We start from the raw sequence: 23,327 nt of genomic DNA, 5'->3' as shown, positions 1-23,327 counted from the left end.
AGGCGGATGTAGCCGGGCGGAGGCTCGCTCCGGCAGGCCCAGCTCACCGCCAGTAGGCAGAGCGTCAGCGTGCGCCACGTGCGATGGATGCGCCTCACGCCAGACGGTATCTCACGGTGCGGCGCAAGGGCGCCACAAGGCATACGTCTCACCTATCAGCGACAGGGCGAGCGGGTCGTGGGTGGCGCGAACGTGAGATGCCAAGCCCCCTGGCCGAATGTCCGCAGGTATTCACCGCGAGGCGATCCTGGGGGCCGAAGTCACACACCGACCGCATAGGCCCGAGCTGGCACGGCGTACATCCCTCGCGGACCCTCAGGGCCGCTGGTCGCTCGTAGCGTCTGGCGCACCTCCCAGACTGATGAGCTGCAGTCGGCCATGGCGGAGCTGCCAGAGGCGCCAGTAGGTGTAGACGACGGGGATGATTTCGAGCGTCAGGAACGCCGACGACAGCAGGCCACCCACCATTGGCGCCGCGATGCGCTTCATCACGTCCGCACCCGTGCCATGGCTCCAGAGGAGGGGCACCAGGCCGAAGAGCATCGTGGACACCGTCATCAGCTTGGGGCGGACACGCTGGACGGTGCCCTCCATGTGCGCCCAGATGATGTCGTTGAGGTCGCGCACCTTGCCCGCGCGCAGGCGCCGCTCGAAGGCCGCATCCAGGTAGACAATCATCACGATGCCCGTCTCGGCCGCGAGGCCCACCATGGCGATGAGGCCCACGTAGCTCGCCGTGGAGAGTCGGTAGTCGAGCAGCCACATCAGCCACACGCTGCCCACGAGCGCGAACGGCACGGACAAGAGGACGATGAGCGCCTCGGTGAGGTGCTTGAAGTTGGCCACGAGCAAGAGCACCACGAGCAGCAGTGTCAGGGGCACCACCCACTGCATCCGGGCCATCATCTTCTCCAGCATTTCGTACTGCCCGGTCCACTTCAGATAGCCGCCCCGGGGCAGGCGCAGTCGCCCGTCCTGCACCGCGGACTCGACGGCCGCCTTGGCGCTGTGCACGTACCCGCCCACGTCACGCGCGCCAGTGTCCACGTCCACGTAGACGTAGCCCACGAGCAACCCCGCTTCGTCGCGCAGCATTGGGGGCCCCTGCACTACTTTCACCTCCGCCAGCGCCGAGAGAGGAATGAATGTGCGCGCCGCTGGGGCCGCACCGACCGACGCTGGGGAGGCGGGTGCCATGCCTTCGCCCGGAGGCACCATGGCGCCGCCCGGAGGCATCAGGCGCATCCCCAGGCCGGTGTCAGAGGCCATCGCCTTGGGGCGCTCCGGCAGTCGCAACTCCAGGCCGCCTCCCATCCCAGGGGATGCACCTGTGGCTCGGCCCATTCCACCCATGTCCGCCTGCGCCAGCGCATATGGGCCCGAGAGCAGGCGGCGGATGTCGAGGCCCGTCTTCCCCATGCCGGAAGTACCCATGTCCCCGGAGGTGTCGCGGACAGGGACGAGGACCTGGCGCAGTCTCTCCACGTCGCTGCGCACGTCGCGGGGGTAGCGGACGCTGACGCTGAAGCGGCTGCGGCCTTCCACCGTCATCGTCACGGGCTCACCGCCGATGGCCCCTTCAATGACGTCGTTGAGGTCGCCCACAGTCATTCCGTAGCGGGCGAGTGCGTCGCGGTCCGGAATGATGTCCACGTACAGCCCGCCCTGAGAGCGCTCGTAGAAGGCGCTGCGCGTGCCGGGCACGGAGGCGAGCACCCGCTCCAGTTCCTCTCCCGCGCGCTCAATCTCCGCGAGGTCCGTGCCGAAGACTTTCACGCCCACCGGCGTCCGGATGCCCGTGGTGAGCATGTCGAGCCGGTTCTTGATGGGCATGGTGAAGGCGTTGGTCCACCCGGGCAGTTGCAGGGCCGCGTTCATCTCGGCAATCAACTCCTCGGTCGTCTTTTGCCGCTCCTCGGGGAATAGCGGGCGAACGGGCGCCTTCAGCCAGCCCGGCCAGTGGCTGTAGAAGCGCGCCACCTTCACCTTTCGCCAGTCGGCGTGGGGCTTCAGGCGTACCACAGTCTCAACCATGGAGAGGGGGGCGGGGTCGGTGGCCGTCTCGGCCCGGCCCACCTTGCCGAAGACGGAGAGGACCTCGGGGAAGCCGCGCAGGAGTCGGTCCTGCACCTGGAGCGCGCGCCGTGCCTCCTCGATGGAGATGTTGGGCATCGTCACCGGCATGAAGAGCAGGTCGCCCTCGTCGAGCGCGGGCATGAACTCGCTGCCCAGGCGAGGAATGAGCGGCAGCGCGGAGATGACCGCGAGGACTCCGATGGCGAGCGTTGTCTTCGGCTTGCGGAGCGCCACGTAGACGAACGGCTTGTAGAGAGCGATGAGTCCACGACTCACCGGGTGGCGGTGCTCTGGGACGATACGCCCTCGGATGAGGAGCGCCATCAGCGCGGGGGCGAGCGTCACGGATAGGAGCGCGGCGAAGCCCATACTGAACGTCTTGGTGTACGCGAGCGGGTGGAAGAGCCGTCCCGCCTGCCCGTTGAGCGCGAAGATGGGCACGAAGGCCGCAGTGATGATGAGCAACGAGAAGAAGATGGGAGGGCCCACCTCGCGACACGCGGCGGTGATGGCCTTCAACCGCTCCGCCTCGCCCGCGTCTTCCGGCAGCACCTCCAGGTGCTTGTGCGCGTTCTCCACCAGCACGATGGCCGCGTCCACCATCGCGCCAATGGCGATGGCGATGCCGCCGAGCGACATGATGTTGGTGGAGAGCCCCAGCGCGTGCATGGGCACGAAGGCGAGCAGTATCGCCACGGGCAGCGTGAGGATGGCTACCAGCGCGCTGCGCACGTGCAGGAGGAAGGCGAAGATGATGAGCGAAACCACCAAGGCCTCCTCGAAGAGCGTGCGGTGGAGCGTGCCAACCGCGTGGTCGATGAGTACCGAGCGGTCATAGACGGGCCGCACCTCCACTCCCTCCGGGAGTGAGGGCTTCACCTCCTGGAGCTTCTGCTCGATGCGGGTGATGAGCGCGCGGGCATTCTCACCGTAGCGGGCCACGACTGTGCCGCCCACTACTTCGCCCTCCCCGTCCAGGTCCGCTGCGCCGCGCCGGATGTTCCCGCCGAAGGAGAGCGTGGCAATGTCGGAGAGACGCACTGGGGCGCCAATGCTGCTCGCCTTCACTACGACCTTTCCCAGTGCCCCCAGGTCCTGAAGGTAGCCACGCCCGCGGATGTAGTACTCGCGCCCGCTCATCTCCAGCACCCGTCCGCCCACTTCCGCGTTGGAGCGCCGGATGGCCTGCGCCACGTCGCCGAGGCTGAGCTCCAGCGCCTGGAGGCGGCGAGGGTCCACCGTCACCTGGTACTGCTTCTCGAAGCCGCCCACGCTCGCGACCTCGGCAACCCCCGGGACGCTCTCCAGCGCATAGCGCAAGGAGAAGTCCTGGAAGGTGCGCAGGTCGGCGACGTCGTGCCGGCCGCTCGTGTCCACCAGCACGTATTGGTACACCCAGCCCACGCCGGTGGCGTCAGGGCCCAGAGTGGGACTGACGCCTGGGGGGAGTCGCCGCTGAAGCGTCTGGAGGTACTCGAGGACGCGGCTGCGTGCCCAGTAGACGTCCGTGCCCTCTTCGAAGAGGACGTAAACGAAGCTCATCCCGAACATGGACACCCCGCGCACGTCCGTCACCTTTGGGGCCGCGAGCAGTCCGGAGGTGATGGGGTACGTCACCTGGTCTTCCACCAGCGTGGGGCTGCGGCCCATCCACTCGGTGAAGACCACCACCTGCGGGTCCGACAGGTCCGGGATGGCATCTACCGGCACGGCCCTCAGGGAGAGGTACCCCACGGCCGCCGCCACCAGGGAGGCGGCGATGACGGTGTAGCGGTGGCGGGCGCACCACTCGATGAGTGCCCCGAGGAGGCGATTCATGGCTGCCTCCAGGGCTTCGGGATGGCATTCTTGCAGTCGGCTTCCATCGTCCCCATGCCACGGTGGACGCGCTCGCACGCCTTGCACTGGGCGTACTTGTCCGGGGCGCCCTTCGCGTCGAAGTCCACGTTACAGTCAGGGGCCGCGCCAGGCGGGGGCGGCGCCTTGCTGGCCGCGGGAGAAGGGCTTGCGGCCACGGAGGCGCGCAGGCGGCTCTCCGAGTCGATGAAGAAGTTGCCGCTCGTGGCGACGCGCTCACCATCGGCGAGGCCGGCCACTACCTGCACCCGGTCGCCCGTGCGAGCGCCCACTTCGACGGCGCGGGGCTCGAAGCGGCCAGACTTCACCTCCACGAAGACGTAGCGGTGCTCGCCGGTGTCAATGACGGCCTCCGCCGGCAGGGTGAGCGCCTCGGTGGAGGGGAGCGCCACTTCCACCGTCCCGAAGAGGCCGGGCTTGAGCCGGCCGTCCGGGTTGGCGAAGACGACGCGGACGGGCAGCGTGCGAGTCTGAGGGTTGAGCGTGGGGTAGACGTAGTCGATGCGCCCGCGGAACACTTCGCCAGGGTAGGCGTCCAGACGAAGCTGGACGGAGAGGCCCTGGCGGATGTGGGCGACGTCGCGCTCGTACGCCTCCGCCATCACCCATACCCGGGAGAGGTCGGCCACCGCGAACAGCTCGCGAGCAGGCTCTACCCTGTCACCCTGGGCCACGTTCAGGGCGATGACATACCCGCTGACTGGGCTGTGGAGGGTGAGCGCGCGCTGGACTTCACCGGACGTTTCAATGGCCGCGACGTCAGCAGGAGAGATGCCGAGCAGCCGCAGGCGCTCGCGCACGGGCGCTGCGGTGTCTCCACCCCAGCGGCGGGCCTGGAGCAACTCACTCTGGAGGACAAGCAACTCGTCGCTGTAGATGGCCGCCAGCGGTTGACCCCGGCTCACGCGCGCGCCCTGCTCGGCAACGAAGAGCTTCTCGACGTACCCAGAGACACGCACGGAGACGTGCGCGAGTTTCGACTCGTCCGCCGTCACGCGACCGAAGAGAGAGAGCCCGCCGGAGAGCGTCTCTCGGCGCACTGCTTCGACGCGCACGCCGATGGTTTGTGTGCGGGTTGGGTCGACATCGACAGGGACGAGCCCGGGAACGGCACGTCTTGCATCGCCGGCGTCTCCCGCGTCGGATTGGCCCTCCTGCCCCGTGGTGCTCGCGGCGCCGGGCTTCCCGGGAACGAGATTCATGTTGCAGACGGGGCACTGGCCAGGATTGTCGGACACCACCTGCGGGTGCATCGGGCAGGTGTAGCGGGTGGTTGCCTGCGCGGGCTCCGCGTGACTGGAGTCGGCAGCGCCTCCCTCCTTGGGTGACGACACGGGCCGCACGGCTCCGAAGGCTGCCAGCGCCACGGTGTAGAGTGCCGCGAGGGCCATGAGGCCGAGGATGACCCAGCGCACGATGGACATGGCGCGCGTCCCTGGGGGCGGTGACTCCTCCCCTTCCGGAAGGGGGGCGTGGTGAGGGTGCTCGCTCATGGCTGCTTCTCCGAGATGAGGGACAGTCCCAACGCCCGGCGCAGGTCCGCTATGGCGTCACCCTGCGCCGCGCGCTGTCTTACTTGGGAGAGTCTGGCGTCGAGGAGCGCGCTTTCGGCGTCGAGGAGGGCCAAGAGGTCCGCCTGCCCCGCGACGTAGCTGGCCCGGGTCGCCTCCAGTGCCCGCTCCGCACCTGGCACGAGCTTCTCCTCCGTCACCACGAGCTGGGCTCTCGCAGCCGCTACACCCGCCTGGGCCTCGGCCACTTCGTAGCGCGCCGCGTTCTCGGCCGACGCCTTCGCGAAGTGCAGCTCCTCCACCTGGCGCCGCGCTCGCTCTGCGTCGGCAGTGCGCCTGCCGGACAGCCAGGGCATGGGTACTTGGAGCATGACCGAGTACGCGTCCGGCATGCCGGGCATCAGCATGTAGTCGAAGCCCACCATGACTTCCGGGAGGCGTCGGGCCTTGTCCGCGAGCGCCGCGCTCTCTTGTGCCTCTACCGTGCGAAGTCTCGCTGCGGCGACTTCCGGGCGCTCCAAGGCTCCCGAGGGCAGCTCGGCTTCGGGCTCGCTGGCGGCGGGCAATGCTGAGTCTGGGGGACGGCCAAGGAGTGCGTTGAGCAGGGCCATGGTGCCCCGGAGGTTCTCGCGGAGCCCTGCGATGCTCGCGTGCTGTCGGTGCAGTTCCGTCTCGGCGCGAAGAAGGTCCGCCTGCCGGGCCTGCCCCGAGACGTAGCGCGCGCGCACGGCGGCAACGGTCTGTTGTCCTAGCTCCAGGTGGCGCGCGTGGGCCTCCAACTCATGCTGGATGAGCCAGTAGCCGTTGAGGGCGTGCGCTACCTGCGCCTCCAGCCGAAGGCGTGCCGCGAGGAAGTCGGCCCCCCGGGCCGCGGCTCCGGCCTCGGCAGCTCTTCCGGCGCGTCCGAGCTGGCCGGGGAAGGGCAGCGTCTGGCGGATGCCCAGCATGTGCATGTTGGTGGCGGTCGGGTCGAAGGGGGTGGCCAGTGGCTGCTGCCACGCTTGGTACGAGAGGCTCGGTTCCGGCCATGCCCGAGCACCTGCGGCTCCGGCCCGCTCCGCGTCGCGGGCCGCGCGGGCCTGGGCGACTTCAGGGTTGTGTTGCAGCGCCGTTTTCACGGCGCTGGGCAAGTCCAGCACTTCTCCGGAGGGGCCCTGCGTGGACACCAGCAGCGCGAGCCCGCCGACCGCGGCAGACAAGGTCATGACATTTCGCCTAGCGGGAGCCCGTTCGAGGGGCACCGCCTGGAAGGATGTGAGGGAGGCGCACCTCATGCTCTGTGAGCGCAGCCCTTGCAGGGCCGTCCCACGAGACAGTAGTCAGCGCGCCGCGAGTAGTGCCGGGGCCTGGATGCGCGCGCTTCTGGGCAACGCGCTCCTGGGTGCAGCACACGGAAGACCCGGTGCTCTGGAGACGCTCACCTCAGGAGTGGTCGATTGATCTGAAGAGGCAGCGGAACGAGTGCCCCTCGGCGCGGTGCCTCCGGACTCACATGCGTCGCCACGGGCTGGAAGAAGTCCGGCAGCGCCACCACCGCGGCTGAGGGAACATGGGCCTTGCGGGCAGAGGGTTCAGCCGGCTGCGAGGCGGGCGCAGCACGGACGACGCAGCATTCCTTGCTCAGCCCAGGACCTTTCGGGCCTTCGGCCTTCTTGCAGTGGGGGCAGGGAGGTGGGCACCCCACGCGGGCCTGGGTGGACACAGCCCGGCACTCGACAGTTGCCCGCGCGGGTGTGGCTGCCCAACTCGTCACGACGAGCAACAGCAGCGTGCTGATGGCGCGGGCCCGCATTGTCGATGGGACTGTACCGACCGCCCACGGGTGCTTCAACACTGGAAGGGCAGATTGGAAGTGAATGTCTACAAGAAGGAGCTGGTACTTCTTGGCGCGGATCCCCCGGGCCACACCTGTTCACGGTACGACGGCACTTGGGGACGCCAAATGGCGTCGCCGCTTCGGAACGTAGTCGCCGGTCTTCACGACGGAGGTGACGAACCAAGGCTCCTAATGCCCGTCGTGGCCATGCCCACCAGCCGTGCGCTCTGTCGCTGCCTCCTCCGTGGTCACAGCGTCTGGTGGTGTCACAGGAAGCTTGCAGAGGCCGATGTTGTGGCGGGCCACATGATATTCGAATATCGTAATGTCTTCATGGCACCTGCCGCCGCCTCTCTAGATGTTCGCTCCGCCTCCCGCCTCTTCAAGGCGTTGGGGGATGAGACTCGGCTACGCATCGTCGCACTCCTCAGCCACGGGGAGCTGTGCGTCTGCCACTTCGAGTCAGCCCTGGACCTGACCCAGTCCAACACCTCCCGCCAACTCGGAGTGCTGAAGAACGCTGGCATCGTCGAGGCCCGCAGGGACGGGAGCTGGGTGTACTACCGACTGGCTCCGCAACTGGACGAGGTGTGCAAGGCCCAGCTCAAGGCGCTCGTGTCCGCCTTCACCAAGAGGGATGTCCTCCGGGAAGACGTCGCGCGCCTCCTCAAGTCCCGCGGCCCCAACGCCTGCAAGTAGACCCAAGAGCCTTCTCATGACCGCAACCACTGCTCCAGACAGCATCGTCAAGAAGCTCTCCGTCATCGACCGGTTCCTGCCGGTGTGGATCTTCGCCGCCATGGGCCTGGGCATCGGCCTGGGCAGGGCTTTCCCGGACCTGGGCGCGAGGCTGGACACGGTGAGGCTGGACACCGTGTCCTTGCCCATCGCCATCGGCCTCTTGTGGATGATGTACCCGGTGCTCGCGAAGGTGCGCTACGGCGAGCTGGGCCGGTTGCGCGCGCGGGGCAAGCTCTTCACCACGTCCCTGGTGCTCAACTGGGTTGTGGGGCCGGTGTTGATGTTCGCCCTGGCCTGGCTCTTCCTTCCGGACCTTCCGCACTACCGCAACGGTCTGGTGCTCATCGGCCTGGCCCGCTGCATCGCCATGGTCCTCATCTGGAACATGCTCGCGTGCGGGAGCAATGAGGTGGCCGCCGTGCTGGTGGCGCTCAACTCGGTCTTCCAGATTCTCTTCTACTCGGTGCTTGGCTGGCTCTTCCTGACCGTCATCCCGGGCTGGCTCGGCGCGGATGTGGCGGCGTTCGATGTGTCCATGTGGAGCATCGCCAAGAGCGTGCTCATCTTCCTGGGCGTGCCCCTGGTGGCTGGCGCGCTGACGCGCATCGGCCTCACTCGGCTCAAGGGAGAGGCATGGTACGAGCAGCGCTTCCTGCCGCGCTTGGGGCCTACCGCGCTCATTGGTCTGCTGTACACCATCGTCCTCATGTTCGCGATGCAGGGGGAGAAGATTACCCGCCTCCCGCTGGACGTGGTGCGCATCTCCCTCCCGCTCGTTGTCTACTTCGCGATCATGTTCACCAGTGCCTTCTTCCTCTCCAGGAAGCTGGGCTTCTCCTATGAGGAGACAGCGTCGTTGTCGTTCACGGCCGCGGGCAACAACTTCGAGTTGGCCATCGCAGTGGCGGTGGGCGTGTTCGGTATGGCCTCAGGAGAGGCGCTGGCGGGCGTAGTGGGGCCGCTCATCGAGGTTCCCGCTCTCATCGCCTTGGTCTACCTGTCGCTCTGGCTCAGGCGTCGGCTCTTCCCCGGAGCCGGTGAAGCCGTGCTGCCTCGTCGCTTCGAGGGGAAGACGCCTGCGTCCGGGCCTGGCGGAGCGCACCCGTAGGACCCGGCTGCCGACGTCGTCCCCTAGGTGCTCCTTCTCGAGGCCCCGTGACTCCTCCAACGCCCTTTAAAGTGCTCTTCCTCTGCACGGGAAACTCTGCCCGCAGCATCCTGGCTGAGTTCCTGCTCAAGCGCTTGGGGGGTGAGCGCTTCGAGGTGCACAGCGCGGGTGCGGCGCCGAAAGGTGAGGTCCATCCCCTCGCCCTCCGGCTGCTTCGAGAGCGCTTCCGCATTCCCGCTGCCGACGCGCGCAGCAAATCCTGGGAGGAGTTCCGGGACGTGCGCTTCGACTTCGTCATCACCCTTTGCGACAAGGCGCGCGAGTCCTGCCCGGTGTGGCCGTATCAGCCCGTCATCGCTCACTGGGGAAGTGCGGACCCGGCGGCAGTAGAAGGCAGCGAGGCGGAGAAGGAGTCTGCCTTCCTCAAGGTGTCCATGGAGATCTCCCGCAGGCTGGAGTTGTTCCTCGCGCTACCCATCGAGAAGCTGGACCGGCTACGCCTGACGGCGCTCACCCGCGGCATCGGTGAGCAGTAGCCGCCTTTCATAGGAGTCATCACGATGAAGACGGTCATCTTCGCTTGCGTACACAACGCCGGCCGCTCGCAGATGGCGGCGGCCTTCTTCAACGCTCTGTCGGACCCAGCCAAGGCGCGCGCCGTGTCTGCTGGTACCCAGCCGGGAGAGCGTGTTCACCCCGAAGTGAAGGCCGCAATGGCGGAGGTGGCCATCGACCTGTCGGGCGCCAAGCCTCAGCGCCTCACGGATGAGCTGGCCCAGGGCGCTCAGTGGCTCATCACCATGGGCTGCGGCGATGCCTGCCCATACGTGCCGGGGCTGAAGCGCGGCGACTGGCCTCTGGAAGACCCGAAGGGCAAGTCGGTGGAGCGCGTGCGCGAGATTCGCGACGATGTGCGCGCCCGGGTGGTTGAACTCCTGGCCAGCGAAGGGTGGGCGCGATGATGCTCACCCTTCGGCCCGCCCGCCCCGCCGACCTCGGCGCAGTTGAAGCACTCCTCGCTGCCGCAGACCTGCCTCGACAAGGAGTGGCCGACCACCTGCCTTACTTCCTCGTGGCAGAGCGCGAAGGCGCGCTCGTGGCTGCAGCAGGGTTGGAGCTGTACGGGACGAGCGCCCTCCTTCGCTCCGTTGTCGTGAACGAGAACCAGAAGGGGAAGGGCGTGGGGGCAGAGTTGGTCCAACGGCTCGTTGAGCGAGCCGGCGCAGATGGGCTCGAGGCCTTGTTCCTCCTCACCACCACTGCTGCGGACTACTTCCCGCGCTTCGGCTTTGTCCGCATCGACCGCGCTGCCCTCCCCCCAGAGTTGCATGCCTCCGAGGAACTCCGTGGAGCATGCCCTGCGAGCGCGGTCGTGATGTGCCGCGTCATGAGGCGCCAGCCTTCGCCCTTTGTATCAGGGAAGTAGTCGGCTCGGCGGACGCACCGAGCTGACGATGCCCTGCGCGCGCATCGCTCGCTCGCCTTGACGCACTGCTTGGCGTGGCTTTGACGCACCGATGATGCAGCGGGCGAATTTCGGGTGGGCACAACGAGCCGAGGCAGTCAGTGCTTGTGGCGGTGGTGCTGGTCCGACACGTGCGGATGGTCGTGCGTGAGCGGCACATGCCGGTGGGGATGGTTGTGTGGTTCGGTCACATCAACGCCAGGGGGATGCGAGTGCTGGTGGTGCGTGTCGTGGATATGCAGGTGCTCGTGCTCCAGCGCAGCGTGCGTGTGCACATGGCCGTGCCGCTCGCGCAGCAGAAGGAAGACGCCCGCGCCCATCAGTACGCCCGCCAGCAGGTCCAGTGGCCGCATCCGCTCGCCAAGCAGGGGCACCGCTACGAGGGCTCCCACGAACGGAGCCGTAGCGAAGTAGGCGGCTTCGCGGGCCGCGCCCAGCAGGCGGAGGGCATAGGCATCCAGGACGATGGAAAGCCCGTAGCTGGCGAAGCCGAGCACCAGGGCTGCGCTCAAGATGTGCAAGGAGGGGAAGGGCTGCCCGGTGAGCCAGGCCAGTACGAGGGTGCACGTGCCGGAGCCGAGCGCTTTGATGCGCACGAGTGCGAGCGGGTCCTTGAGGGAGAGTCGCTGCGTGAGGTTGTTGTCCACGGCCCACGCCAGGCATGCGCCGGCCAGGGCCAGCACGCCGAGCACGTCCCCGTGCAACTCGCCCTGTTGGAAGCCCAGCACCGCGGCGCCCGCCATGATGAAACCAGCGGCGAGGGCGCCAGCCCGGCCCAGGTGTTCGCCGAACACGAGCAGCGCCAGGAGGATGGTGAAGGGGCCCTCCAAGTTGAGGAGCAGTGAGGCCGCCACTCCGGAGAGCCGCTGCAGGCCCATCAGCATCAGCACCGGGCCAAGCACTCCGCCGCAGAGAATGACCCCCAGCAGTGGGGCAACGTCCTTGCGCCCCAGGCGTGCCTCGCGGTTGGGGACTCCAACCGGGCGCAGTCGGCGCAGCGCTTCCAGACAGGCCATCCCCAGCCCGCCTCCCAAGTAGAGGAGTGAGGCCAACACCAGAGGAGTGCTGGAGGGCAGCAGCAGCTTCGCCACGGGCGCGCTGACCCCGAAGAGGGCTGCCGCGGACAGTCCGAGTACCGCGCCCTTCACACGTGGAGACACCGTCACGCTTCCTCCTCTCGAATCATGCCTGCGCCTGGACTGTTGGTAGGTACTATTGACGATAGTAGATGGCTGAGGATAGAACCGTCTTCGTGAAGAAGCGCACCTGGGAGCCGCTGGGCACGTTGGAAGCGGCCGTGATGAAGGTCGTCTGGACGCAGGCGCCCGTTACAGCCCGAGAGGTTTGCGACCGGATGACTGGCCGCGAGGAGCGGGCATACACGACCATCATGACGACGATGGACCGACTGCACCGCAAGGGCCTGCTGGTGCGCGAGAAGGACGGCCTGGCCTGGCGCTACAATTCGGCACTCTCCCAGCCTGAGTTTGAGAAGGCGCTGGCGGACGGGCTCGCGGCCGACATTCTCCAGTCGCATGGCGAGGCGGCGCTGGCCGCGTTCGTGGACGCCGCGGCCGAGGTGGACGAATCGCTGCTCGACAGACTCTCTCAGCTCATCGCCGAGCGGCGAAGAGGGCACAAGTGATGGCGGCCCTGGCGTTCCTCCTGGAGTGCGCGGCCGTGGCCGCTGCCACCGGCGTGCTGACCTCGCTCCTGGTAGGAGTCGCCACCCTGTTGCCGTGGCCTGTGTCACAGGTGCGCCCGGCGCTCCGTGCTGATGCGGCCTTTGTCGTGGGCACCCTGCCTGCGGTCGTGGCGCTGGCGGTGGTGTCCGCCGCTGCCGCGCCATCCCTGTCCGCAATGCTGGGCTGGAGCCATGACCATTGTGGTAGTCATGGGCACCATCTCCATCTGTGCATTCTGCACTCGTCGGGGTTGAGGCCGGTGCTCGCGGTGGTGGGGGCGGTGGCGCTCGCCGTGTTCGTCTTCCGCGCGGGTGGGCTTCTGTGGCGCGTGCGGCATACGCGGGCCCGGCTGGCCGCGCTGGAGTCGATGGGCTCCGCTCGCCCAGGTGTGTTCCCAGTGGTGGCCGTTCCGGGCGCACCGCGGCTTTGCCATGCCGCTGGGGTGCTCCACCGGCGCATCTTCCTGTCCGCCAGCTTGGAAGGTGCCCTGGCCCCGCAGGAACTGCGCGGAGCGCTGGCCCATGAAGAGGCCCACCTGCGACGTAGAGACCCGCTGGCGGCATTGCTGCTCGCTGTCTCAGGCCTCTTCGTGCCCCCGCCCTTGGCGCGCGTCTTCTTCTCTGTCTACCAGACGGCGGCCGAGGAGGCCTGCGACGCGGAAGCGGTGCGCGTTGTCGGGGACGGTACGGTGGTGGCGGGGGCGCTGGTGAAGATGGCGGCTCTTCAGCGGAGGGCGCGCGATGTGGCTGGCGTGCCTGCTTTCGGCAAACTGGCGCTCGAGCAGCGGGTGAGACGCCTCTTGGATGAGGAAGCACCGCCCGCGCTCCCCTCGCGCGCGCTCCTGTTCGCGATGGGCGCTGCGGCTGGGGTGCTGACCCTCGCGTTGCTCCATGCGGCCTTCCTCCACCATGCGGTGGAGACCGCCCTTCACATCCTCTCCTGAACGATGGCCATGCTCATGCGCGCGCGTCGCTGTTCTTCGTCCTCGCCTACTATCGCAAGTAGTATCTTGTTGGTGCTGATGGCTGGTGGTGCAGCGGCCCAGTCGCCACTCACTGAGTCGCGGTACGTGGAGCAGGTGATCGCCGCCAGCCTGGAGGCGCGTGTCGCCGAAGCGGAGGCAGCGGTAGGACGGGCTGCGGCTGTAGGGGCCGGACGTTGGCCCAATCCGACACTGGAGTGGCAGCGTGAGAAGGCCACCTCTGGCGTGGCGGACGGGGCGAGCCAGGACATCGTGGGTGTTTCCATTCCCCTGGTGCTCTCCGGCCGTCTGGCACTGGAGGCCGAGGCCGCTGGGCGCAGTGCCCAAGCCGCGGGGGCAAACCTTGCGCGGGCTCGGGGAGAGCTGCGCCACGAGGCAGCCCGTGCCTTCGCCACGGCCCTGGCCGCACAGGAGCGACGGGCCATCTTCGAGGAGTCCTTGTCCGCGTTGCGGCGCCTGGCGGAAGCCATCGCCACGAGAGAGCGCGCGGGCGACGCCGCGGGCTATGACCGACTGCGCATCGACACGGAGACTGCCGCCGTGGAGGACGGGTTGAGTGGCGCTGTTCTCGAAGAGCGTCGGGCGCGGGCCGAGGTGCTGCGCTTGTTGGGGCCCGGGGTGAGTGTGCTGCCTCCGCTCGAGGGACCCCTGGCTCAGGAACGCTCGCTTCCTGCTGCGGGCCAACTGCAGGCTGAATTGGAGGCCCGCCGTGCAGATGCGCGTGCGCTGGAGCTGGAGGCGCAAGGCGCGAAGTTGGCCCGCCAGGCGGCATCGCGTGGGTGGATTCCGGATCCTACGGTGAACGCTGGCATTCAACTCCTCGACGTGGGCCTGCCCGGGGCAGGAGGAGGGTACGTGGTGGGGCTCGCCATCCCGCTGCCCTTCTTCGAGCGGAGACAGGGGCAGGAGGCCCAAGCAGAAGCACGACAGCGGCTCTCCGAGGCCCGCCGCGCCGCGCTGCTGCACACCGCGCATTCCCGCCTCACCACGGTGTTGGAGGAGGTGGCGGGCCGGCGGGAGCGGCGCGTGAGGCAGCGCCAGGGCGTGCTCACCCGCGCGGAGGAACTGCGCCGCATCGCCCAGGTGGCCTACCGGGGTGGAAGCGCGGACCTCCTTGTCCTGGTGGATGCCGAGCGGACTGCCCGCGAGGCGCAGCTGACGGCAGTGGACCTGTCCCTCGGCGTCGCTGAGGGCGAAGCAGACCTCTTCCTTCTCTCGGGTGCCTGGGACGGCGCCGAACTTCGGAGTGTCCAGCCATGAGTCGCCTGCATCTTCTCTCCCTGGTCCTCGCGTCTGTCCTCGCGGTGTCCTGCAAGGAGCACGGTCATGACCACGAGGGGGAGGCCGCCCATGGCCACGACGAGGGTGGCGCGCATGGTGCCGCAGAGGCGGAGCGCCCGGACCTCTCCGTGACTGCCTATCAGGACGGCCTGGAGCTGTTTATGGAGTACCCGGCGCTGGTGGTGGGGCAGCCTTCCCCGCTGGTGGCTCACTTCACAGACGCACGCGCCCCTGACGGCTTCAAGGTGGTGACGAAGGGGAAGGTGACGGCCGCCCTCCGCTACGCCGATGGCACCGAGGAGCGCTTCGTTGCCGAGAAGCTGTTGCGTGACGGCATCTTCAAGCCAGAGGTGCGTCCCACGAAATCAGGCCAAGCCACGCTCACCCTACGGCTGGAGGGAGAGCAAGTCGCCGGGACGGTGGAGGCAGGCAAGGTGACGGTGTACCCCACCGTGGCTGCAGCCGTGTCTGCCGCTCCTCCCGAAGCGGTTGGTGAGTCTTCGGTTCCATTCCTCAAAGAGCAGCAGTGGAAGACGCAATACGCCACGGCGCCCGCTGAGGTGCGCGTCCTCCAGGGAGGCGTGCGCGCAAACGGCGAGTTGAAGCCGGTGGCGGGCCAGGCCGCGGAGCTGTCCGCGCCCGTAGCCGGGCGCATCCCCGTGGGCGGGCCGGTGCCGCACCTGGGGCAGGTGGTGAAGAAGGGCGAGGTGCTGGTGCGGGTGGTCCCCACCACGGTGGCAGGAGCGATGGACCTGGCTACCGTGGAGATGGAGGCCGCGCGGGCCCGGGCCGAGCAGGGGTTGGCGGAGCGCGAGGTGGCTCGGGCCGAGGAGATGTTCTCGGCGAAGGCAATCCCCGAGAAGCAGCTCGATGCGGCCCGGGTGGCTCGGGAGATGGCGATTGCGCGGGTGTCCGCGACAGAGCGCCAGCTCACCCTGTACCGCAGCACGCAGAGCGGGTCGGGCGGTGGGGTGGGCGGAGCTGCCTTCGAGTTGCGCTCTCCGTTGGACGGAGTGGTGTCCTTCGCGGAGGTGATGCCGGGCGCGGTGGTGGTCGCGGGGACGCGGCTCGTGTCCGTCATCAACCCCTCGCGACTGTGGCTGGAGGCGAAGGTGTACGAGGCGGACGCGCCGAAGGTGGAGCGCTCGCCCGGCGCGGCCTTCACGGTGGCGGGCTTCACGCGCGAGTTCACCGTGGATGAGAAGTCGGGCCGCCGCGTGGCAGTGGGTAGCGTCGTGGACTCGGCCACGCGCACAGTGCCCGTGCTCTTCGAGCTGCCCAACCCGGATGGCGCCCTCAAGCCGGGCATGTTCGCCAAGGTGACGCTCTTCACGGGCGAGACGGTGCGCGCGCTGGCCGTGCCGGAGGCAGCGGTGGTGGACGACAACGGGCGTCCCACTGTCTTCGTCATGGAGGGTGGTGAGTCCTTCTTCAAGCGCGTCATCCGCCCTGGAGTGCGCTCCGGCGGTTGGGTGCAGGCGCTGGACGGAGTCAAAGAGGGCGAGCGCGTCGTCTCGCGTGGCGCCTACGAGCTCAAGCTGTCTACCGCCACCGGGGCCATCCCGGAGCATGGCCACCAGCACTAAAGGCACGACGACGATGAATCGCCTCATTCGCTGGGCCATCGACAACCGATTGCTGGTGGTTTCCGCTTCCGTACTGCTGCTGGTGCTGGGCTTTCAGGTGGCCCGGAGCATGCCAGTGGACGTTTTCCCAGACCTCACTGCTCCTACCGTGACTGTCCTCACCGAGGCCCATGGCTTGGCGCCCGAGGAGGTGGAGACGCTCGTCACGTTCCCCATCGAGACGGCCGTCAACGGCGCCACGGGTGTGCGCCGGGTGCGCTCGGCCTCGGGCGTGGGCATCTCCATCGTCTGGGTGGAGTTCGAGTGGGGGACGGACATCTACACGGCCCGGCAGGTGGTGAACGAGAAGCTCCAACTCGTCGCCGCACAGCTCCCGCCGGACGTGCCCCCGCCCTCCATGGCGCCCATCTCCTCCGTCATGGGGGAAATCCTCTTCCTCTCCGTCTCCTGGCAGAAGGACGCGCTGGCGGCGGACGCGGCGGGCCGCGAGGCGCAGATGATGGAAGCGCGAGGAGCGGCGGATTGGGTGCTGCGCAAGCGCCTGCTGTCCGTACCGGGCGTCTCCCAGGTGGTGCCGATTGGTGGGGTGGTGAAGCAGTACCAGGTCCTGCTGCGCCCGGAGGCATTGCAATCGCTCAATGTCTCCTTCGAGCAGGTGGCCACCGCCCTGCGCACGACGAACCACAACGCCTCCGGCGGCTTCTACGTGCAAGGCGGGCAGGAATACCTGCTGCGAGCCGTGGGCCGCGCCAAGGGCGTCGAGGACCTGGCGGGCACGGTTGTCACCGTCCGTGGGGGCGTGCCTATCACCGTGGGGCAGGTTGCCAACGTTCAAGTAGGGCCTCGCCTCAAGCGCGGGGAGGGCAGTGCCAACGCAGAGCCTGCCGTCATCCTCGCGGTGATGAAGCAGCCGGATGCCAATACGCTGGAGCTGACGAAGCGGCTGGACGCGGCGTTGGACGAGGTGCAGGCCACGTTGCCGCAGGGCATGGTGGTGGGCCGCAACATCTTCCGCCAGTCGGACTTCATCTCCGTTGCGGTGCGCAATGTGTCCGTGGCGCTGCGAGACGGGGCCATTCTCGTCGCGCTCATCCTGCTCGTCTTCCTGATGAACGCGCGGGCGACGTTCATCTCCCTCACCGCCATCCCCCTGTCGCTGGTTGCCGCGGTGCTGGCGCTCAAGGCCATGGGTGTGACGCTCAACACCATGACGATTGGCGGCCTCACTATCGCCATCGGCGCTCTGGTGGACGACGCCATCATCGACGTGGAAAACGTCTTCCGGCGCCTGCGGGAGAATGCTCACCTGCCCGAAGGTCAGCACCGCCCCGCCTTGGAGGTCATCTATCGGGCCTCGGTGGAAGTGCGCCAGGCCATCGTCTTCGCCACCCTCATCATCATCCTCGTCTTCCTGCCTCTCTTCTTCCTGTCGGGACTCGAGGGGCGGATGCTGGCGCCGCTGGGCCTGGCGTACATCGTGGCCATCGCCGCCTCGCTGGTGGTGGCGGTAACGCTGACGCCCGCGCTGTGTGCGTACCTGCTGCCCAAGGCCAAGGCACTGGGCGCGGATGAGGGGCCGGTTCTGCGCTGGCTGAAGGAGCGCTATAGGCCGGTGCTGCTGTGGGCACTCTCACGGCCTCGCGCCATCCTCGCCGGGGCCGCGCTGGCGCTGCTTGCCACGCTGGCCGTTGTCCCGTTCCTCGGACGCTCCTTCCTCCCCGAGTTCAACGAGGGCACCCTCACGCTGAATGTCGTCACGCTGCCGGGTACATCGCTGGAGGAGTCAGACAAACTGGGCCGGCGGGTGGAGGAAGTGCTGCTGTCCTTCCCCGAGGTGGCGTCCACCTCCCGGCGTACCGGCCGCGCCGAACTGGACGAGCACGCGCAGGACGTCAACGCCGCCGAATTGGACGTAGGGCTGGACCTCTCGAAGGGTGAGCGGAGCAAAGAAGCGCTGTTGGAGGCGATGCGCAAGGCCCTGGCCCAGGTGCCCGGTGTCATCGTCACCATCGGCCAGCCACTGAGCCACCGCATCGACCACATGCTGTCGGGCACGCGGGCCAACATCGCATTGAAAATCTATGGCGATGATTTGGACCGACTGCGCACGCTGGCGGAGCAGGTGAAGAAGGTGGCCGAGGGCACCCCTGGCGCGGTGGACGTGGCGATTGAGCAGCAGGTGGACATCCCCGAGCTGGAGATTCGCATGGACCGGGATGCGGTCGCTCGCTACGGGCTCACCGCGGGCGAGGTGGCCGAGTCGGTGGAGCGGGCCTTTGCCGGGGAGATGGTGGGCACCGTGCTGGAGGGACAGCGGGTGGTGGAAATCGCCGTGCGCCTGGATGACGCCTCGCGTGCGGACCTGGATGCTATATCCTCCACGCTCATTGACACGCCCAGCGGCCAACGCATCCCGTTGAAGATGCTGGCGAGCCTCACGCGCGAGTCAGGTCCCAACACCATCAGCCGCGAAGCCGTGCAGCGGAAGATGGTGGTGCAGGCCAACGTGGCGGGCCGAGACTTGACCTCGGTGGTGGATGACTTGCGGTCCCGCCTCACCCGCGAAGTGCCCATGCCAACGGGCTACTACGTGGACTACGGCGGCCAGTTCGAGAGCGCCGAGGAGGCCTCGCGAACTATTGGCTGGCTGAGCGTGGGGGTGGTGGTCGGCATCTTCCTGCTGCTGGTGGTGGCCTTCGGCTCAGTGCGCAACTCGCTGCTGACACTCATCAACCTCCCGCTGGCGCTCATCGGCGGTGTGGTTGCCGTGGCGCTCACCTCCGGCGTGGTGAGCGTGGCGTCGCTGGTGGGATTCATCACCCTGTTTGGCATCGCCACGCGCAACGGCATCCTCATGGTGAGTCACTACGAGCACCTGATGAAGGAGGAAGGGAAGACGCTCGCCGAGGCCGTGGTGCAGGGCTCGCTGGAGCGGCTGGCGCCCGTGGTGATGACGGCACTGTGCGCGGGGCTGGCCCTGGTGCCGCTCGTCATCGCGGGTAACGAGCCGGGCAATGAGATTCAGGCGCCCATGGGCGTGGTCATCCTCGGGGGACTGCTGTCCTCCACCTTCCTCAACATGCTGGTGGTGCCAGTCCTCTTCCGGCGCTTCGGCCGGCCGCCCGCGCTCCCTGCCGCCTCAGAGCCCGTGGGGGGGTGAGCGGGTGCGGTTCGGTTGGCAGGCTTGGGGCTGTGGCCTGGTCCCATGGGCGAGGACGCGGACTTCAACGCTGCTTCGAATTCGCTCGGGCGGGGTGAGGGCTGGTGCCCACCCTCAAGGCTGTTTGCAGTGCGCTTGGTGATTCCGGCGCCACCGCGCTTGCAGAGGAACTCGCTGGCCCCTTGCGCGCCTCGCTCACTCGCATTGACGCGGTGCCGAAGGTGGCTATGCCGCGCTCTTGACGCAGCGATTGAATGGGGGGAGGGACGGTCGGCCCCCTCATGGTCTGTTGCGAGGTTCGGCCCAGGTTTCGAAGTCGCGAGCGCCAGATAGACGCAGGCCTCAGTGTCCTGAGTGCTCGTGGCTTTCACCTTGCGCCGGCGGAGTGGGGGCTGGCTCGGCTCTCTTGGTATCGCCCTTCTGCTTTTCAGGGCCATTGGCGTGCGGCTTGCCGAACTTCACCAACTGCGCATGCACCTGTCCGTTGTTCATCTTCATGCCGTGGACGACGACGCGCTCACCTGCCTTGAGGTCGGCAGCGGTGACTGCCACGCCGCTCTTCTCGTAACGAGTGTTGGGGTCCGTCATCACCTCCTGCTGCTTCCCGTCGCTCGTTTCCACTACGAGAGTGTTCTGCTTCACCTCCTTCACTGTTCCCATGACGTGCGCCCCGTCCTTGCCGTGGGCGAGTGCTATGGCCGGCATCAGCAGGGCGAGGCTCAGTACGGTGAGGCCGGTGAGGGGAGGACGATGGAGTTTAGTTCTCATGGCATTGCTCTCCTTGCGTAGTTGGGCGCTACTGCGCGTCGAGGAACTCGTCCTCCATGCGCTTCTCGTTGAACTCGTGCTGGGACTGGGGCATGGCGGCCTTTATTTCGTCGAACTCTTCCGGGCTGAGGCGCGGCAACGTGCGGATGAGCCCGACGAGAGCCCAGCTGTCGTTGTTGCCCACTTCGTCGTGGGCTTGCCCCCAGGCGGGCATACCCGTCAGGCGGATGCCGTTTTGGATGATCCAGTACAACTCGCCATCGCTCAGGTCTTGGGTCGGGGCCGCGCGCATGTCGGGGGCGCGTGGATAGAGCCCCTGCCCGATGGGGGTCTGTCCGCTGCCGTCCGCCGCGTGGCAGATGGCGCAGTGGTCACCCCAATGAGCACGTGCGTCGGCGAGCGCCTGCCACGGGACGGGAACGAGTGGATTGTTCACCTCCCGTGCGCCGGCAGGCATGCTGAGGCTCCGTGCCGCACGTGCCACCTTTGTTTCGAGCGCCGAGGGTTCGTCTCGGGCCGAGAAGCCGCGTCGCGCCATGGCCAGCCCATACACCCCGCCACCCACGCCCAGGGCGAGCGCCAGAGCGCCTATCACGGCCAGTCCTCCCACCACGTTGCGGCGCATGCTCACGGTAGCTTCTCCTCCTGAAGCTGGCGGGGGCGGTGGTCAGAGGTCGAGCCGCCTGAGCCGCAGGGCATTGGTGATGACGGAGACGGACGAGATGCTCATCGCCGCGCTGGCAATCATGGGGCTCAGCAGCAGACCGAAGAACGGGTAGAGGACCCCAGCGGCGATGGGGACGCCGAGCACGTTGTAGATGAACGCGAAGAAGAGGTTCTGGCGGATGTTGTGCACGGTACCGCGGCTGAGGTGCCGGGCGCGGACGATGCCGCGGAGGTCACCCTTCACCAGCGTGACAGCAGCGCTCTCCATCGCGATATCGGTGCCCGTGCCCATCGCGATGCCCACGTTGGCCTGGGCGAGCGCGGGCGCGTCATTTACGCCGTCTCCGGCCATGGCCACCACCTGCCCCTCGGCCTGCAGGCGCTTCACCAACGCGTTCTTTTCCTCGGGGCGCACCTCGGCATGAACTTCGTCAATGCCCAGGCGGTGGGCCACCGCTTCCGCCGTCGTCCGGCTGTCGCCGGTAAGCATCACGAGGCGCAGCCCGTCGGCCCGCAGCTGCTGTATGGCCTCGGGCGTGGTGGCCTTCACCGGGTCGGTCACGCCCAATAGCCCCGCAGGCTTGCCATCCACGGCGACGAACATCACCGTCTGGCCCTCCCGCCGCATGGACTCCGCCTTCTGCACGAGTCGCTCGGCGTCGATGCCGAGCCCCGCGAGGAGCCTGGCATTCCCCAGCGCCACCTGTGCACCGCCCACGTGGCCTGTCACTCCTTGGCCCGTCACGGACTTGAAGCCGGTGGCCTCCGTGAGGACGGCACCGCGCTCCTGTGCGCCCTTCACGATGGCGGACGCGAGCGGGTGCTCGCTCCCGCGCTCAATGCTGCCGGCCACGTGAAGCAGCCGCGCCTCGTCGAAGCCGGGGGCCGGCACCACCGTGGCGAGGCTTGGCCTGCCCTCCGTGAGCGTGCCCGTCTTGTCGACGATGAGAGTGTCCACCTTCGCCAACTCCTCGAGTGCCGACGCGTCTCGGATGAGGACGCCGACCTGCGCGCCGCGACCCATGCCCACCACAATGGAGATGGGCGTGGCCAGGCCCAGGGCGCACGGGCACGCGATGATGAGGACGGCCACCGCGTTGACCAGCGCGTGGGCGAGGCGGGGCTCCGGCCCCCACAGCCCCCAGACGAACGCCGTCAGGACGGCGATTCCCACCACTGCGGGCACGAACCAGCCGGAGACGGTGTCTGCGATGCGCTGGATAGGGGCCCGGCTGCGCTGGGCTTCGGCCACCCGCTGCACGATTTGTGAGAGGAGGGTGTCGCGGCCGACGCGCTCCGCCCGCATCACGAAGCTGCCCGTGCCATTGACAGTCGAGCCCGTCACCCGGCTATTGGGCGCCTTCTCGGAGGGAATGGGCTCACCCGTCACCATGGACTCGTCCACGGCGCTCTCGCCCTCCAGGACGATGCCATCCACGGGCACCTTCTCACCAGGGCGGACCCGGAGGCGGTCACCCACGTGGACCCGCTCCAGCGGCACGTCCTCTTCGCGCCCGTCCTCGCGCAGCAGCCGTGCCGTCTTCGGAGCCAGCCCGAGGAGCGCCTTCAAGGCTCCCGAGGTGGCATGACGAGCCCGGAGTTCCAGCACTTGGCCCAGCAGCACCAGCGTGGTGATGACCGCTGCGGCTTCAAAGTACACGGGCACGTGGCCCCCGTGGCCGATGAAGGAATGGGGCAGGAGGCCGGGGAAGAGGGTGGCGAAGACGCTGAAGCCGTAGGCCGCGCCCGTTCCCAGTGCAATCAGCGTGAACATGTTGAGGTGCCGGTTGCGTACCGACGCCCAACCCCGCTGAAAGAAGGGGAAGCCGCCCCACAGCACAACGGGCGTCGCCAGGGCGAGCTGCACCCAGGCCATGAGCGGCCCTGGAACGAGGCGCTGCACGGGCTGCCCGGGAATCATCTCGGACATACCCAGCACGAACAGGGGGAGCGAGAGGGCAAGGCTCACCCAGAAGCGCCGCCGCATATCGAGGTACTCCGGGTCCGGCGCTTCCTCAAGGGTGACAGTCCGTGGCTCAAGCGCCATGCCGCAAATGGGACACGTCCCGGGCTCGGGCCGAACAATCTCAGGGTGCATCGGGCAGACGTACTCGGTGCGTGTCTGGACGGCTGGCTGCTCGGGCTCCAGGGCCATTCCACACTTCGGACAGGTGCCCGGGTGGTCCTGCCGCACCTCCGGGTCCATCGGGCAGATGTACGCGGTGCCAGCAGGGGCAGGTGCCGGTGGCGGCTGGGTCTCGGGGGAGAGGTACTTCTGCGGCTCCGCCTTGAACTTCTCGCGGCACTTCGGGTTGCAGAAGAAGTAGGTGTGCCCCTCGTGCACGTGGCTGCCGCCCTTCGCGTCATGGGGGTCCACGAACATCCCGCAGACGGGGTCCTTCACCTTGTCCTCCGGCAGGTGCGGAGGGTGGTGCCCGGCGTGGACATCTGGGGGGTGATGCGTCGTCATCGTCGCGCTTCCTTTCACCGGTGCTCACGAAGCACCCCATCCCCTCTTACAGTTCCGGGTGAATCTGGAGGCGGCCCACGGCTGCCCGCCCGCTTCGGAGGGATGCTCTCGATGAGGAGGCCTCCCCATCCCGGTAACAAGCAACCCGGAGGCCA

At 67.9% G+C, this 23,327-nt stretch carries 17 protein-coding genes; 10 read left to right on the top strand and 7 right to left on the bottom strand.

Annotation, left to right across the window (positions count from 1 at the left end; genetic code table 11):
* Nucleotides 1–315 precede the first annotated feature (315 nt).
* The 3 genes from OWM54_RS14740 to OWM54_RS14730 are packed head-to-tail and all read right to left on the bottom strand — an operon-like array spanning nucleotide 316 to nucleotide 6,649.
* Complete coding sequence (locus tag OWM54_RS14740; RefSeq protein WP_141642835.1) at nucleotides 316–3,894, bottom strand: efflux RND transporter permease subunit; 3,579 nt, start codon at nucleotides 3,892–3,894, stop codon at nucleotides 316–318.
* Nucleotides 3,891–5,426, bottom strand: a complete 1,536-nt coding sequence (locus tag OWM54_RS14735) for an efflux RND transporter periplasmic adaptor subunit (protein ID WP_141642834.1) — start codon at nucleotides 5,424–5,426, stop codon at nucleotides 3,891–3,893. Before OWM54_RS14735 ends, OWM54_RS14740 begins: the two co-directional genes overlap by 4 nt.
* Nucleotides 5,423–6,649, bottom strand: coding sequence for a TolC family protein (locus OWM54_RS14730; protein ID WP_181790609.1), 1,227 nt, complete (start codon nucleotides 6,647–6,649; stop codon nucleotides 5,423–5,425). The genes OWM54_RS14735 and OWM54_RS14730 overlap by 4 nt, the downstream gene beginning before the upstream one ends.
* 647 nt (nucleotides 6,650–7,296) lie before the next feature.
* Here OWM54_RS14730 and OWM54_RS14725 point away from each other — a divergent pair.
* The 5 genes from OWM54_RS14725 to arsN2 are packed head-to-tail and all read left to right on the top strand — an operon-like array spanning nucleotide 7,297 to nucleotide 10,535.
* A complete protein-coding gene (locus tag OWM54_RS14725; protein WP_267697911.1) occupies nucleotides 7,297–7,959 on the top strand; it encodes a metalloregulator ArsR/SmtB family transcription factor in 663 nt (220 codons plus the stop codon).
* A gap of 16 nt (nucleotides 7,960–7,975) precedes the next feature.
* On the top strand, nucleotides 7,976–9,109 hold the full coding sequence (gene arsB, locus OWM54_RS14720; RefSeq protein ID WP_141642831.1) for an ACR3 family arsenite efflux transporter: 1,134 nt from the start codon (nucleotides 7,976–7,978) through the stop codon (nucleotides 9,107–9,109).
* Nucleotides 9,110–9,156: 47 nt separating this feature from the next.
* Complete coding sequence (locus tag OWM54_RS14715; RefSeq protein WP_141642830.1) at nucleotides 9,157–9,645, top strand: arsenate reductase ArsC; 489 nt, start codon at nucleotides 9,157–9,159, stop codon at nucleotides 9,643–9,645.
* A 24-nt stretch (nucleotides 9,646–9,669) separates the two neighbouring features.
* Nucleotides 9,670–10,071, top strand: coding sequence for an arsenate reductase ArsC (locus OWM54_RS14710; protein WP_141642829.1), 402 nt, complete (start codon nucleotides 9,670–9,672; stop codon nucleotides 10,069–10,071).
* The gene (gene arsN2 / locus OWM54_RS14705) at nucleotides 10,068–10,535 is read left to right on the top strand and encodes an arsenic resistance N-acetyltransferase ArsN2 (protein WP_267697910.1); all 468 of its coding nucleotides are present in this window, start codon (nucleotides 10,068–10,070) and stop codon (nucleotides 10,533–10,535) included. Before OWM54_RS14710 ends, arsN2 begins: the two co-directional genes overlap by 4 nt.
* Before the next feature lie 137 nt (nucleotides 10,536–10,672).
* On the opposite strand, the gene OWM54_RS14700 is transcribed toward arsN2, so the two are convergent.
* Complete coding sequence (locus tag OWM54_RS14700) at nucleotides 10,673–11,722, bottom strand: DMT family transporter (protein WP_267701129.1); 1,050 nt, start codon at nucleotides 11,720–11,722, stop codon at nucleotides 10,673–10,675.
* Between the two features lie 104 nt (nucleotides 11,723–11,826).
* On the opposite strand from OWM54_RS14700, the gene OWM54_RS14695 reads away from it, so the two are divergent.
* The 5 genes from OWM54_RS14695 (at nucleotide 11,827) to OWM54_RS14675 (ending at nucleotide 19,268) form a co-directional block, all read left to right on the top strand.
* Complete coding sequence (locus OWM54_RS14695; protein ID WP_267697909.1) at nucleotides 11,827–12,219, top strand: BlaI/MecI/CopY family transcriptional regulator; 393 nt, start codon at nucleotides 11,827–11,829, stop codon at nucleotides 12,217–12,219.
* Nucleotides 12,219–13,202: a M56 family metallopeptidase gene (locus OWM54_RS14690; protein ID WP_267697908.1), complete on the top strand. Its 984-nt coding sequence runs from the start codon at nucleotides 12,219–12,221 to the stop codon at nucleotides 13,200–13,202. The genes OWM54_RS14695 and OWM54_RS14690 overlap by 1 nt, the downstream gene beginning before the upstream one ends.
* Before the next feature lie 126 nt (nucleotides 13,203–13,328).
* A complete protein-coding gene (locus tag OWM54_RS14685; protein WP_267697907.1) occupies nucleotides 13,329–14,501 on the top strand; it encodes a TolC family protein in 1,173 nt (390 codons plus the stop codon).
* Complete coding sequence (locus tag OWM54_RS14680; protein ID WP_141642824.1) at nucleotides 14,498–16,108, top strand: efflux RND transporter periplasmic adaptor subunit; 1,611 nt, start codon at nucleotides 14,498–14,500, stop codon at nucleotides 16,106–16,108. Before OWM54_RS14685 ends, OWM54_RS14680 begins: the two co-directional genes overlap by 4 nt.
* Nucleotides 16,109–16,121: 13 nt before the next feature.
* Nucleotides 16,122–19,268 carry an efflux RND transporter permease subunit gene (locus OWM54_RS14675; protein WP_267697906.1) on the top strand — a complete coding sequence of 1,049 codons (3,147 nt, stop codon included), beginning with the start codon at nucleotides 16,122–16,124 and terminating at the stop codon, nucleotides 19,266–19,268.
* A 342-nt stretch (nucleotides 19,269–19,610) separates the two neighbouring features.
* Here OWM54_RS14675 and OWM54_RS14670 read toward each other — a convergent pair whose 3' ends face one another.
* The 3 genes from OWM54_RS14670 to OWM54_RS14660 are packed head-to-tail and all read right to left on the bottom strand — an operon-like array spanning nucleotide 19,611 to nucleotide 23,172.
* Nucleotides 19,611–20,036, bottom strand: coding sequence for a DUF5666 domain-containing protein (locus tag OWM54_RS14670; protein ID WP_267697905.1), 426 nt, complete (start codon nucleotides 20,034–20,036; stop codon nucleotides 19,611–19,613).
* 28 nt (nucleotides 20,037–20,064) lie between these two features.
* Complete coding sequence (locus tag OWM54_RS14665; protein ID WP_267701128.1) at nucleotides 20,065–20,661, bottom strand: c-type cytochrome; 597 nt, start codon at nucleotides 20,659–20,661, stop codon at nucleotides 20,065–20,067.
* 42 nt (nucleotides 20,662–20,703) lie between these two features.
* Nucleotides 20,704–23,172 carry a heavy metal translocating P-type ATPase gene (locus OWM54_RS14660; RefSeq protein ID WP_267697904.1) on the bottom strand — a complete coding sequence of 823 codons (2,469 nt, stop codon included), beginning with the start codon at nucleotides 23,170–23,172 and terminating at the stop codon, nucleotides 20,704–20,706.
* Between the last annotated feature and the right edge of the window lie 155 nt (nucleotides 23,173–23,327).

It is taken from the genome of Myxococcus sp. MISCRS1, from assembly GCF_026626605.1.
Lineage (GTDB): Bacteria > Myxococcota > Myxococcia > Myxococcales > Myxococcaceae > Myxococcus > Myxococcus fulvus.
Note: the sequence above shows the minus strand (reverse complement) of the source record. Positions and strands in the feature narration are given on the sequence as shown.